A 13327-nucleotide genomic window follows, 5' to 3' on the forward strand; every position below is an offset into this window, starting at 1 on the left:
GTGTAGTCTGCACACCAGTTTTGCGCAAATCGGTCGATATTGGTGTTTACGCTGATCGATGGCGATCATTTTGCCTGTTCGAATGACTGAATCGATCAAAAGGGCATGATGGCGGTCAGAACAGGTCGCGAGCATTCGACGGACCCGGCCGCTTCGCTACACTGTGCGTCGCCGTCAGAACCGCAAAAGAACGCAAGGAACAGGATGAAAGTCGAGAAACGCCGCGAGGCCATGCTGAAGGCCGTACTGTCCGGCATGAACGATGTCGCCGCGCTGTGCGAGCACTTCGGCATGTCGGAGGCGACGGTGCGTCGCGATCTGCGCGCGCTCGCCGGCGAGCGGCGCATCGTGCGCACGTATGGCGGCGCCGCATCGGTGGGCATGCACGAGCCGGAAGAATCGCTCGATACGCGGCGCGAGAGCTTTCGCGAACAGAAGGAAGCGATCGCGCGCGCGGCGGCGCGTCACGTGCAGGACGGCGACACGATTTTTCTGGACGGCGGCACGACGACCGCCGCGCTCGCGCGCTGCCTCGCCGGGCGCACGGCGATTCACGTCGTGACGAACAACCTGCTCGCGGTGAATCTGCTTGCGTCGGCGGATGTGCGCGTGACGCTGATCGGCGGCGACGTGCGGCCTTCGAGCATGAGCACGCTCGGACCCATCGCGCAGGTGGCGCTCACGCGCGTCACCTTCGACCAGGCGTTTCTCGGCGCGGACGGCGTCGTCGCGGGCCGCGGGCTGTGCGAGGCGACGGCGGAGCAGGCGTTTCTGAAGGAATGCATCATCGGACAGGCGGCGGGCGTGTTCGTGCTGGTCACGTCGAACAAGCTGGAGCGCGCGAACCAGCAGCACTGGACGCCGCTGGAGCGCGACTGGACGCTCGTCACCGATGCATTGGCCGAAGCGCCGGTGCTCGCGCGCTTCGAGGAGCGGGGGAATGTGACGGTGGAGTGCGCGGAGTTCAGGTCGAAAGAATCGTGACCAGGGCGACGGCGGAATCGCCCGCGAGCTGGCCGCCGTTGTTTTCCGCGAGCGCGACCTTCGCGCCGGGCCGTTGCCGCCCGCCCGCCCGGCCGCGCAACTGCTGCGTCAGTTCGACGATCTGCGCGACGCCTGTCGCGCCGACCGGATGCCCGCGCGAGAGCAGGCCGCCGCTCGGGTTCACCGAAATCCTTCCGCCGATGCCCGTATCGCCGGAACGGATCAGCTTCGGCGCATCGCCGGGCGCGCACAGGCCGAGATTCTCGTAGTGGATGAGCTCGGCCGGCGCGGACGCGTCGTGGAGTTCGACGACGTGCACGTCCTCCGGTCCGATGCCCGCTTCCTCATACGCTTCGCGCGCCGCGCGCACGGCGACGAGCTCGCCGGAGCCATCGGCTTTCGCGGACACGATCGAGCTCGCGCGCACGTACACCGGACGAATGTCGTGCTTCGCCGCGAAAGCCTCGGAGCAGACGAACACGGCCGCGCCGCCGTCGCCGATCGACGAGCACATGAAGAGCGTCAGCGGGTCGCTGACCATGCGGCTCGTCAGCACTTCCTCGATGCTCGTTTCCTTGCGGAATTGCGCGTGCGGATTGAGCGTGCCCGCATGACGGCTCTTCACGACGACGCGCGCGAAATCGCTCGCTTCGGCGCCGGTCTGCGCCATCCACTTGCGCGCCTTCGCGGCGTACAGGTCCATGAAGAGCGACCCGGTTCCGGTCGTCACGCCTTCAGGCAGCGGCTCTTCGAGATCGACGGCCTTCGCGAACGCGCCGAACGATACCGCCTTGTCCTCGTGCGACAGCTTTTCGACGCCGACGACGAGCGCCGTCTCCGCCTGCCCCGAGGCCACCGCTAGACACGCGAGGTTCAGCGCCGAGCTGCCGGACGCGCAGGCGTTCTCGACGTTGAACATCGGCTTGCCGTCGAGTCCGGTATGACGCAGCGACGATTGCGCGCGAATCATCTCCTGTCCCGTCACGACGCCCGCCGCCGCATTGCCGAAGAACACGCGGTCCACGTCGTCGACGGTGACGTGCGCGTCCTTCAACGCGAGCGACACCGCTTCCTCCGCGAGCGACTTCAGATTGCGTTCGAGAAACTTGCCGAATGGCGTCATGCCGACGCCGCCGATGACTACTTTGCGCATGGTCGTCTCCATTGCATCAATTAAAGGGAAGTCTTAGTCGAGCGTCTTGCCGCGCGTTTCCGGCATGCGCGCATAGACGATGCAGCCCGCCGCGCACACGACGGCCACATAGATCCAGAGGTATTGCGAGCGTCCGGCGGTGTTCATCGCGGTGACGATGGTCGGCAGCGTGCCGCCGAAGAGCGCCGCCGACAGCGCATACGGCAGCGCGACCCCGGTCGCCCGGACATGGGCGGGAAACTGCTCGGCCATCACGGTGGCGCAGGTCGCGGCGAATCCCGACGACAGCAGCATGCCGATCGTGACGATGAGCGTCGCGCTCCAGTAGTCGTTCGTGAGAAAGTGCAGCGCGGGATACGCGAACAACGCGGAGCCGGCGGCGAACGCGATCAATACCGGCTTGCGTCCGATGCGATCCGAGAGCATGCCGAGCAGCGGAATCGCGACCAGCGACGCGACGATCGACACGACGCTCGCGCTGAACGCATCGCGCAGCGGCAGGCCGCGCATGTGCGCGAGCGTCGGAAACATCACGAGCCACAGATAGACGCACAGATTGCCCGCCATCGCGATGCCGATCACGCGCAGCGCCGCGCGCCGATGCTCGCGCACGATGGTGACGAACGGATGCCGAGCATGCTGCCGGGCCGATGCGCTGCGCCTGAACGCCTCCGTTTCGGCCACCGCGAGACGAAACCACAGCGCGACGAAGCCCATCAGCCCCGCGATCGCGAACGCGACGCGCCAGCCCCACGCGGCCATCGCGGGCGCATCGATCATCGACGTGAGCAGCGCGCCGATCGATGCCGCCACGAGCACGCCCGCGTTCACCGCGAAGTGCTGCCACGACCCCGCGAAGCCGCGTCGTGAAGGTGACGCCGATTCCATCAGGAACGTCGATGCCGAGCCGAACTCGCCGCCCGCCGCGAAGCCCTGCACGAGCCGCGCGGCGACGAGCACGAGCGGCGCCGCGACGCCGATCGACGCATAGCCCGGACACGCCGCGATGACGAGCGAGCTGCCCGCCATCAACGCAACCGACAACGCGAGGCCGTTCTTGCGGCCGTGACGGTCCGCATAGGCGCCGAGCAGCGCGCCGCCGATGGGCCGCATCACGAAGCCGACCGCGAACACCGCGAAGGTCGCGAGCAGCGCAATGCTGGCGTTGTTCGCCGGAAAGAATTGCCGCGAGAACAGCGACGCGAACGTCGCGTAAATGATCCAGTCCGTGAACTCGACGATGGTGCCGAGCGTCGCCGCGACGATCGCTTTTTTCTGCGTTCGGGTGAGCGGTGTCGTGGCGGGCGCCGCGACGTTCGGAAGCGTGGTGTCCATGATGTCGTCTCCGTGTGGGTATGTGATGGACGCATCGTAGGTTCGGCTTTTCGCGCGCTCAAACGACATTTTTTGCGGTGTCGATTGAGTTTTTCTGGATTGAGAAGAAGTCAATCGACACCGCAGAAAAAGTCGTTTGAGCCCGCTCGACGAGACTCCTAGCATCGAGGCATTCGTTCAAGGAGACAGCAATGAATGCTTCATCGAAAGAAGTCGCGATCGTGACCGGCGGCGCGAAGGGCATCGGCTTCGGCATCGCGCGAGGGCTCGCACGCGACGGCAAGTGCATCGCGCTCTTCGATCTCGATCGCACGGCGCTCGACGACGCCGCGACACGTCTCGCCTCGGCGGGCGCGGAGGTCGTCGCGCTGCCCGTCGACGTAACGAAAAGCGAATCGGTGAATCAAGCGGTCGATGCCGTCATCGAACGCTTCGGGCGTATCGACGTGCTCGTGAACAACGCGGGCATCGTGCGCGACAAGCGCATCACGCGCATGAGCGACGACGACTGGGACGCCGTCATCGACGTGAATCTGAAGTCGCAGTTTCTGTGCTGCCGCGCGGTGCTCGCGCACATGAGCGCGGCGAAGTACGGGCGCATCGTGAATATCTCGTCGCGCGCGTGGCTCGGCGGCGCGGGGCAGGCGAACTACTCGGCGGCGAAGGGCGGCGTCGTGAGTCTCACGCGCAGTCTCGCGCTCGAATGGGCGAAGGACGGCGTGACCGTGAACGCGGTCGCGCCCGGCATCGTCGATACGCCGCTCTTTCAGGCATTCGATATCGAGCTTCAGGAGCAGCTGAAGCAGTCGGTGCCGGCGCAACGCATCGGCACGCCGGAGGATATCGCGGAAGCGGTGCGCTTCTTTGCGCGGCGCGAGGCGTCGTACATCACCGGGCAGACGCTCTATGTGTGCGGGGGACGCTCGCTCGCGTCGCCGAGCGTGTGAGCGAAGACGGGAGCCCATCATGAACATTCGCTACAGCGTGTCCGATCACATCGCCGTCGTGACGCTCGATCGGCCGGAAGCGCTCAACGCGCTCGATATCGACACGCTCGTCGAACTGCGCGCGCGTCTCGCCGAAGCACGCGACGACGACGACGTGCGCGTGATCGTCGTCACCGGCGCGGGCGAGAAGTCCTTCTGCGTCGGCGCGGATCTGAAACGCACGTTGCCGCCGTCGACCTCGTTCGGATCGTCGTTCGTGAAGTCGATCGATCGCGCGGGCGCGGAAGGCATCTATGTGCGGCTGATGGAGCTGAGTTCGTTGCGCATCTTCAAGCCGGTCATCGGCGCGATCAACGGCTATTGCCTCGGCGGCGGACTCGAACTCGCGCTGCAATGCGATGTCCGCATCGCGTCGAGGAACGCGGTCTTCGGCTTGCCCGAAGCGGTCGTCGCGAGCATTCCCGCCGTATGCGGCATTCAGGCGTTGCAGCGTGCGGTGCCATCGGCCATCGCGATGAAGATGCTTCTCACCGGCTGCAGGATCGAGGCGGACTATGCGCATCGCATCGGGCTGATATCGGATATCGCGGAACCGGAAGCGTTGATGGACGATGCGCTCGCCCTCGCGCGCACGATCGCATCGAACGGGCCGCTCGCGGTGCAGATGATCAAGAAGGTGATCGAGACGAGCGCGAACGTGCCGCTCGCGCAGGCGCTCGAATTCACCGAACTCGCGTGGGGCGCGATGCGCGAATCGGAAGATCGCGTGGAAGGGCGCAAGGCGTTCGCGGAGAAGCGCAAGCCCGTGTACAGCGGACGTTAAGCGGACGCGCTTTCTTCGCCCGTGGAAAGCAGCCACGTGCGGAACGCGGCGAACTCCGGACTGGACAGATGCGCGGGCGGATAGATCAGGTAGTACGTGAACGCGCCGAGATCGAGCACGAAGGAAAACGGCATGACGAGCGTGCCCGCGCGCAACTGGTCCGCGACGAGCACGCGCTGCGCGATCGCGATGCCGTGCCCTTGCGTCGCCGCGAAGTACGCGAGGATCGAGCTTTCGTAGGAGAGGCCGCCGAGCGGATTCACGCCTCGAACGTTCGCCGCGTCGAGCCACTTCGCCCAGTCTTCGCGGCGCGCGAGCGAATGCAGCAGCGGCACGTTGCGCAGGGCTTCGGGCGTCGCATCGTCGAGATCGGGATGCGCGGCGAGAAACGCCGGGCTGCATACCGGCACGAGCTCGTTGGGCACGAGACGATCGAAGCCGAGATCGGACGAAGGCGCGTGCGAGAGGCGGATCGCCGCATCGACGTCTTCGGCGTTGAAGTCGACCGGTTGCAGCGACGTGGTCAGGCTCACCTCGATGTCCGGATGGTCGCGATGAAACGTCGAGAGACGCGGCAGCAGCCAGTTCATCGAGAACGTCGTGTAGGCGCGGATTTTCAGCGTGCGGCGGCGGCGCGCCTCGGTGAGATTGACGGTCGCGGTGCGCAGCGTGTCGAAGCTGCGAATGACGTCGGCGAGATAGCGCGAGCCCATCGGCGTCAAGGTGATCGCGCGATGCCCGCGCTCGAAGAGCAGCAGGCCGAGCTGGTCTTCGAGCAGCTTGATCTGCCGGCTGACGGCGGCGGGCGTGACGTTCAGCTCGTCGGCGGCGAGCTGGATGCTGAGCAGACGCCCGACGACTTCGAAGGCGCGCAGCGCATTGAGTGACGGAAGGGTTCGCATCGAACGATGGTAGCAACGCGGGCGCAGGCGCGCCAGCGGTGGAGATACGAAGGAAGGAGACGATCATGCTGAACGGTTTGCGGGTACTGGCCTGCGGCGCGCGCGATGCGGTGAAGCTGTGCGCGACGCTGCTCGAACGGGCGGGCGCGAATGTCGCCCGCGCCGCGACGGACGTGTCGGAATACGACGTGATCGTCGCGTCGTCGGATATGGGCGATGGGAGCGATGCGGCCGCCATCGCGCGATGGAAGGCATCGGGCGCGCACATCGTGTGCGATATCACCGCGACCGGTCCGCAAGACTCGCGCGCGGGCCGGCCCTGGACCGACGCGCAGATTCAGGCGATGAGCGGCCTCATGGACACGACCGGCTTCGCGCACGGCGCGCCGGTGCGCATCGGCATTGCGTTCGCGGAGATATCGGCGGCGCTGTATGCGGCGGCGGCGATCGCGTCGGCGGTGCGCGTGAAGCGCCTGCGCGGGATCGTGCAGAACATCGACGTCACGCTGACGGGCTGCGCCGCGAGCGCGCTCACGACATTCCTTCCGGCGGCGTTCGCGCGGCGCACTGCCGGGCGCGTGGGCAATCGCCATCCGGCATGCGCGCCGTGGAACGCCTATCGCACGCGCGACGGCTGGATTCTGATCTGCACGAGCACCGAGGAGCAATGGCGCAAGCTCCGGCAGGAAGCGCGCGTGCCGCAACTCGACGACGCCCGTTTCGCGACGCTCGCCGAGCGCGTGCGTCATGCCGATGAACTCGACGCGCTCATCGAAACCTGGACGGCGACGCTCGTCACGGACGACTGCACGCGCATCTGCGAGCGCATCGGCGTGGCGGCGGGGCCGATCGTCGGCATCGACGATTTGCCGGACGAGCCGAACTTCCGCATGCGTCATCCGCAAGCGGCGCAAGCGATCCAAACGCGCGGCATCGACGCAGACACGTACCGGCAGGTTTCGATTTTCCAGACGTCGGCGCTGAGCGAAGCGTGTGCCGTCACACCGCCGGAATCGCGCCCCTGCGACGATGACGCGGCGCCGCTCGCGGGCGTCAGGGTGATCGAGATCGGGCAGTACACGACGGCGCCGCTCGTCGGCAAACATCTCGCGGCGTTGGGCGCGCAGGTCGTGAAAATCGAACCGCCCGATGGCGAGGTCGCGCGTTCGTGGATGCCGGGGCAGGGCGGCACGAGCTACTTCTTCGCGCTCAACAACACGGACAAGGAAACGCTCGCGCTCGATCTCAAGCATGACGCCGATCGCGCCGCGCTGCGCACGCTGCTCGAAGACGCCGATGTGCTCGTCGAGAACCTGCGCCCCGGCGCGCTCGCGAAGCTCGGCTTCACGCGCGAGACGCTCGGCGCGATCAATCCGCGCCTCGTCTATTGCTCGATATCGGGCTTCGGCATCGCGTCGGCGTATCCGTCGCGGCCCGCGTTCGACACCGTCATTCAGGCGATGAGCGGACTCATGGACCTGACGAAGAGCGATGGCGTGCCGGTGAAGATCGGCGCATCGGCCGCGGACATCCTCGGCGGACAGGCCGCGCTTTTCGCGATCGCCGCGCGGCTCGCGTCGTCGACGGAACGAGCGGGCACGTTCGTCGAAATTTCGATGCAGGACGTCGCCGCGTGGTGCGCGCTGTTCGCGGCGGGCAACGGCGCATCGCGCGGACAGGCGCTCGCGTGCCTCGACGGCCATGTCTGGGCCGAAGGCGACATTTCCGACGCCGAACGCGCGCGCTGCATCACGCGGCCGAAAGCGGCGGCGGCCAGGGAGATTGCGCAAGCCATGCCGGTGATGCGCGTCGACGAACTCCTGGAAGACGGCGACTTCCTCGCCGACGTGCTCAGCGCCGCGCGCGACGCGAGCGGCGTGTTCTGGCCGGTGCTGAAGGTGCCGTATCGCCTGACGAAAACGCCCGCTCGCGTGCGCGCCGTGCCGGGTGCGCCGCAACCCGTCAGACGCGCGCCGCCAGCGCCAGCACGCGCTCCAGTTCCGGAAGATCGACCGGCTTGACGAGATGCGCGTCGAAACCGGCGGCGCGCGTGCGCGCGATGTCCTCGTCGGAGCCGAGTCCGGTCATCGCCGCGACGATCACCCGCTTGCCGTCGTCGCGCATGCGGCGGATCACGTCGAATCCGGTCATGCCGGGCATCGACAGATCGAGCAGCACGACTTGCGGCCGCGCCGCCGCGAAGGAATCGAGCGCGTCCGGTCCGTCGTAGGCGGCGCGCGCGCGGTGACCGAGCATGTCGACGAGCAGCGTCATGCTGTCCGCGGAATCGCGGTTGTCGTCGACGACGAGCACGTCGAGCTGACGGCTCGCGACGGCGAACGGCGTCCCGCCAGCCGGTGCGCCGCCCGCGGGCGGCTCGGCGAGCGGCAGCCACAGCGAAAACGCGCTGCCTTGCCCCGCGCCGGCGCTTTTCGCCTCGACATGCCCGCCGTGCAGCTCGGCGATCGCGCGCACGAGCGTGAGGCCGATGCCGAGGCCGCCCTCGTCGGGATGCGCGCCCGGCGGATGCTCCTGCACGAACAGATCGAACACGGTGCCGAGCGCTTCGGGAGAAATGCCGCGGCCCTCGTCGAGCACGCGAACCATCACCGTGCCGCCGCGCGGGCCGACTTCGAGCGTGATCGTCGAATCGTGCGGGCTGAACTTCGACGCGTTGTTGAGCAGGTTGTTGAGCGCCTGCACGAGGCGCGTCGGATCGCCGTTCACGAAGAGCGACTGGCCGCTGTCCTTCACGTCGATGCGTTGCCGGCGCTCATCGAACAGCGGCTGGCTTGCCTCGACGCTCAAATGCACGACATCGGCGATATCGACGATCTTCGTGGTCAGGCGAATCTTGCCCGAGCTGACGCGGCCGGCTTCGAGCAGATCGTCGACGAGCCTGGTCAGATGCGCGAGCTGACGGTCGACGATCTGACGGCTGCGGATCACATCGGCGTCGTCGGATGATTTCAGCTTGAGGATGCTCACGGCGTTGCGGATCGGCGCGAGCGGATTGCGCAATTCGTGACCGAGCAGCGCGAGAAACTCGTTCATGCGCCGGCTCGACGCTTCCAGTTCTTCGAGACGCCGGCGCGCGGTCATGTCGCGCGTGATCTTGACGAAGCTCTGCTCGCCGCCGTTGGCGCCCGGCAGCGCGCTCAGCATGATGTGCGCCCAGAACTCGGAGCCGTCCTTGCGCACGTGCCAGTCCTCGTGCTCGATGCGGCCGCATTTCGCGGCGAGCGCGAGATCGTCGCCGGGGCGGTCGCGGCCGTGCTCGTCGGAGGTGTAGAAGAGTGCGAAATGCCGGCCGATCGCCTCGGCCGCCGTGAAGCCGTAGATCGCGCGCGCGCCGTCGTTCCAGGAGCGCACGTAGCCGTTCTGGTCGACCATGCAGATCGCGTAATCGCTCACCGAATTAATCAGCAGGCGCAGCCGTTCGTTCGCCTCGGTGGCGACGTGCCGGTCGGTGACGTCGTGCACGAAGCACGCGAACTGGCGCTGGCCTTCGTACCAGACTTCGCTGATCGTCAACTCGGCGGCGAACTCGTTGCCGTCGCGGCGCAGCGCGGGCAGTTCGACGCGACGGTTGATCATGCGCGCCTCGCCGGTCGCGAGATAGCGCGTGAGGCCGGAGCGATGCGCATCGCGAAAGCGCTCCGGCACGATGAACGACGCGAGCTCCTTGCCTGTCACCTCGTACTGCTTCCAGCCGAAGAGCGTGCACGCGGCCTCGTTCCAGTCGACGACCATGCCGGCCTCGTCCATCGACACGAACGCGACGTGCGCGTTGTCGAGCACCGTCTGACGGCGGCGCATGGCATCGGCGAGTCTCTTTTCGTATTCGATGCGCAGCGAGGACTCGATCGAAAGATCCGCGGCGACGCTGGCGTTTTCCTTCAGGAGCTTGCGATTTTCCTGCGCGATTTGCTCACGCGCGATGGTTTCCGCGATGCAGGCGCAAAACGCATCGAGAATGCTGATGTCGGACTGCCCGAAATGATCGATCTCGCCGGAAATGAGCTTCAGCACGGCGACCGAGCGGCCCTCGTGCACGACGGGCGCGACGACCATCGAGATGGCGCCGACGGCCTCGCACGCGGCGCGGTCGACGCGATGGTCCGTCGCCGAATCGCGGCAGATGAGCGCCTGCTGGCGCGTGATGCAGAGGCCCGACAGGCTGCCGGACGTCGGCAGCCGCACGCCGATATGCGCCGCCGCCGCGCCGCTCGCCGCGCGATAGACCAGTTCGTCGCCCTCGATCCATTCGACGACAGCGGACGCGACGCCCGCGACTTCCTTCAGCGTATCGGTGACTTTCTGCAGATAAGCGGCAAGCGGGAGCCGCGAATGGGCGAGGCTGGCGAACGTGGCGAACCATCGCTGGAAATGCGCGTGACGCTTATGTTCCGCCTTGATCTTATTTTCCGGTGTCGATGCCTCGTATTGAGTCCGCATAGGCCATTTCCAATCGATGGATCGCGATGGTGAATCGCGGAGGTATCGGGGTTTGCAAGACAGATAATCGCTTCGATTGAAACATAATATAGCGGCAATGGTTTGCTCTTTCGGGGGAATTTTGAAGGTGGATTTCGCCTGTCGCCCATACGGCGGGGCGGCGGGATTATCGACGGCAAATTTTGCGCCATCGATAAATGACAAACCGATGGCACGGGGATTTACCGAGTGAGTATGAATTCCACGTCGAAGAAGCGGGCTGCGGTAATTTCGGCTTGTTTTCCTGGCCCCGGCATTTGACAATCCCAATCGCCTTTGGGGTCGGCTGATTTATATCGTCATCGTGTCCTCGGATGCGTGAACGGCAGTCCGTTCAATATGCATACCGCCCCACCACCTCCGCAACCCGTCCCAACGCTTCCCTCAACGTACCGGGTTCCACTGACCCCAGCGCCAGCCGCAACGCATGGGGCACCTGCGCTGCGGTGCAAAACGGCTCGGCTGTCGAAACCGAAACGCGCTCTTCCATCAGTGCCGCCGCGATGCGGTCCGCGCGCACGTCCTCGGGCATCGGCAGCCAGACGAAGTACGACGCCGGATGCGCCACGCGCTTCAGACGCGTCAACGCGCTCGCCGCGATGGCCTGCCGCATCCGTGCGTCGGCGCGCTTCCGAGCTTCGAGTCTTTCGACCGTGCCGTCCTCGATCCAGCCGCACGCGATGGCCGTCATGACGCCGGGCGTGTTCCACGTCGTCACCCTGATCGCGCGCTCGATCTTCGATACCCATGCAAGCGGCGCGACGACATAGCCGACCCGCAAGCCCGTCGCCACGTTCTTCGAGAATCCGGAGACGTACACCGTGAGCTCGGGCGCGATCGCGGCGAGCGGCGGCGGTGCATCGTCGGAGAGAAAGGCGTAGGCGGCGTCCTCGATGATGAAGAGGCCATGCTTGCGCGCGATCGATGCCAGTTGCCTGCGCCGCGTCGCCGTCATCACCCAGCCGAGCGGATTGTGCAGCGTCGGCATCGTGTAGATGGCGCGCAAGCGGCGGCGCTTGCACAACGCTTCGAGCGCGTCGGGATCGGGGCCCGTGCCGGACGCCGGCAAAGGGGCGAGTTCGATTCGATGCGCCTCGGCCAGCAACTTGAATCCGGGATAGGTCAGCGTGTCGACCGCGATCACATCGCCGGGTTTCAGCAGCGCCATGACCGTGGTGGCAAGACCGTGTTGCGCGCCGTCGACGAGCATCACGCGATCTCCGCTCACATCGAGACCGCGACCCGCCAGATGATGCGCGACCGTCGCGCGATCGCGCCCCCGCCCGCCGTGCGGCTGATATCGCAACAGCGCTTCCAGATCGCCGGACGACGACAATTGGCGCAACGCGTTGCGCAGCAACTCGGCCTGACCGGCCAGCGCCGGATAGTTGAAGTTCAGATCGACCATGTCCGCGGCGATGGCAACCTGATCGATGCCGAGTTCCCGCGCGAGCGTGGTTTCCTTCACGAAGGTGCCGCGCCCTGTTTCGCCGCTGACGAGGCCCATTGCGTTCAGTTCGGCATATACGCGTGTTGCGGTCACGATGCCGAGTCCTTCGCGCGCGGCCAGCTCACGATGCGTCGGCAGGCGCGTGCCCGGTTTGAGGCGACCAGAACGGATGTCGTCGACGAACCGGTCGACGATCTGCTTGTAGCGCGGCGGTTTCGGCATGAGCGGGCGCCCCGGATGTATCCATGACAATATTTTGATTGTATTCGTTTAAGGCCGTAGCATGGCCTCATGCGATTCATCGCCGAAAGGAGAACTTCATGCACATCGCCATTCTCACGTTCGAAGGCTTCAACGAGCTCGATTCGCTGATCGCGCTCGGCATTCTCAATCGCGTGAAAAGACCGGGATGGAAGGTGTCGATCGCGTGTCCGTCGAGTGAAGTGCGCTCGATGAACGGCGTCGTGCTGAAAGCGCAAGCCACACTCGAAGATGCCGCGAACGCCGATGCCGTGATCGTCGGCAGCGGCATGCTCACGCGCGAAGTCGTCGCCGATGCGTCATTGATGGCGCGCATCACGCTCGATCCCGCACGCCAGTTGCTGGCGGCGCAGTGCTCGGGCACGCTCGTCCTCGCGAAGCTGGGCCTGCTTCAGGACGTTCCCGCCTGCACGGATCTGACGACGAAGCCGTGGGTGGAGGAAGCGGGCGTGCGCACGCTCGATCGGCCGTTCGTCGCGCATGGCAACGTGGCCACGGCAGGCGGATGCCTCGCTTCGCAATATCTCGCGGCCTGGGTGATTGCGCGCCTCGAAGGCGTCGATGCGGCACGTCACGCGATGCATTACGTCGCGCCCGTCGGAGAAAAAGAGATCTATGTGGAACGCGCGATGAACAACGTCACGCCGTTTCTCGATGTCGCTGCCGTCGGCTGATTCATGCACGCTTCTTCTGCGGGACGGCTTCGCGTTCGCGTTTGATGGCTTGAGACTGAAACTTGTCGGCAACGAGTATGCGCTGTCGGCTCCCATCGCACAGACATCACGCAATCGTTGGCCGCATACCGACATACCCACCCTCCGGCGATGCCCGCGCGCCACCCCGATCCCCTTTGTTTAAAAGGCTCGCAGCGAATCAGGACGTCATTGGCACGGCCCATGCACTTGACGAAGCGGGCGCGATGCTGTCGGCACGATGATTCGATTCCGGTAAGCGTGTTGATCGGTCGCGTCTCTT

10 protein-coding genes are annotated in these 13327 nt (G+C 65.9%); 5 read left to right on the top strand and 5 right to left on the bottom strand.

Features of this window, described 5'->3' with window-relative positions; genetic code table 11:
* The first annotated feature begins 204 nt into the window (after positions 1-204).
* On the top strand, positions 205-984 hold the full coding sequence (locus tag U4Y90_RS28135) for a DeoR/GlpR family DNA-binding transcription regulator (protein ID WP_321799553.1): 780 nt from the start codon (positions 205-207) through the stop codon (positions 982-984).
* Here the strand turns inward: U4Y90_RS28135 and U4Y90_RS28140 are convergent.
* Both U4Y90_RS28140 and U4Y90_RS28145 read right to left on the bottom strand, forming a co-directional pair.
* Positions 965-2137, bottom strand: coding sequence for a thiolase family protein (locus U4Y90_RS28140; RefSeq protein WP_321799554.1), 1173 nt, complete (start codon positions 2135-2137; stop codon positions 965-967). The two genes, U4Y90_RS28135 and U4Y90_RS28140, sit on opposite strands and share 20 nt — an antisense overlap.
* A gap of 33 nt (positions 2138-2170) precedes the next feature.
* Positions 2171-3472: an MFS transporter gene (locus U4Y90_RS28145; RefSeq protein ID WP_321799555.1), complete on the bottom strand. Its 1302-nt coding sequence runs from the start codon at positions 3470-3472 to the stop codon at positions 2171-2173.
* A 191-nt stretch (positions 3473-3663) separates the two neighbouring features.
* Here U4Y90_RS28145 and U4Y90_RS28150 point away from each other — a divergent pair, with 191 nt between their 5' ends.
* On the top strand, positions 3664-4419 hold the full coding sequence (locus U4Y90_RS28150; protein ID WP_321799557.1) for an SDR family NAD(P)-dependent oxidoreductase: 756 nt from the start codon (positions 3664-3666) through the stop codon (positions 4417-4419).
* A 19-nt stretch (positions 4420-4438) separates the two neighbouring features.
* Entirely contained in the window at positions 4439-5242 is an 804-nt protein-coding gene (locus U4Y90_RS28155) for an enoyl-CoA hydratase/isomerase family protein (RefSeq protein WP_321799559.1), read from the top strand.
* Here the strand turns inward: U4Y90_RS28155 and U4Y90_RS28160 are convergent.
* Entirely contained in the window at positions 5239-6144 is a 906-nt protein-coding gene (locus U4Y90_RS28160; protein ID WP_321799560.1) for a LysR substrate-binding domain-containing protein, read from the bottom strand. The genes U4Y90_RS28155 and U4Y90_RS28160 overlap by 4 nt on opposite strands.
* Positions 6145-6209: 65 nt before the next feature.
* On the opposite strand from U4Y90_RS28160, the gene U4Y90_RS28165 reads away from it, so the two are divergent.
* Entirely contained in the window at positions 6210-8165 is a 1956-nt protein-coding gene (locus tag U4Y90_RS28165) for a CoA transferase (RefSeq protein WP_321799562.1), read from the top strand.
* Here the strand turns inward: U4Y90_RS28165 and U4Y90_RS28170 are convergent.
* Together U4Y90_RS28170 and U4Y90_RS28175 are read right to left on the bottom strand one after the other, a co-directional pair.
* Positions 8107-10602 (bottom strand): PAS domain S-box protein, encoded by a 2496-nt coding sequence (locus U4Y90_RS28170; RefSeq protein ID WP_321799564.1) that lies wholly within the window; start codon positions 10600-10602, stop codon positions 8107-8109. The genes U4Y90_RS28165 and U4Y90_RS28170 overlap by 59 nt on opposite strands.
* A 373-nt stretch (positions 10603-10975) precedes the next feature.
* On the bottom strand, positions 10976-12313 hold the full coding sequence (locus U4Y90_RS28175) for a PLP-dependent aminotransferase family protein (RefSeq protein WP_321799566.1): 1338 nt from the start codon (positions 12311-12313) through the stop codon (positions 10976-10978).
* Positions 12314-12411: 98 nt separating this feature from the next.
* Between U4Y90_RS28175 and U4Y90_RS28180 the strand changes: the two genes are divergently transcribed.
* On the top strand, positions 12412-13026 hold the full coding sequence (locus U4Y90_RS28180) for a DJ-1/PfpI family protein (protein ID WP_321799568.1): 615 nt from the start codon (positions 12412-12414) through the stop codon (positions 13024-13026).
* Positions 13027-13327 lie beyond the last annotated feature (301 nt).

This window comes from Caballeronia sp. J97, from assembly GCF_905220305.1.
GTDB lineage: Bacteria > Pseudomonadota > Gammaproteobacteria > Burkholderiales > Burkholderiaceae > Caballeronia.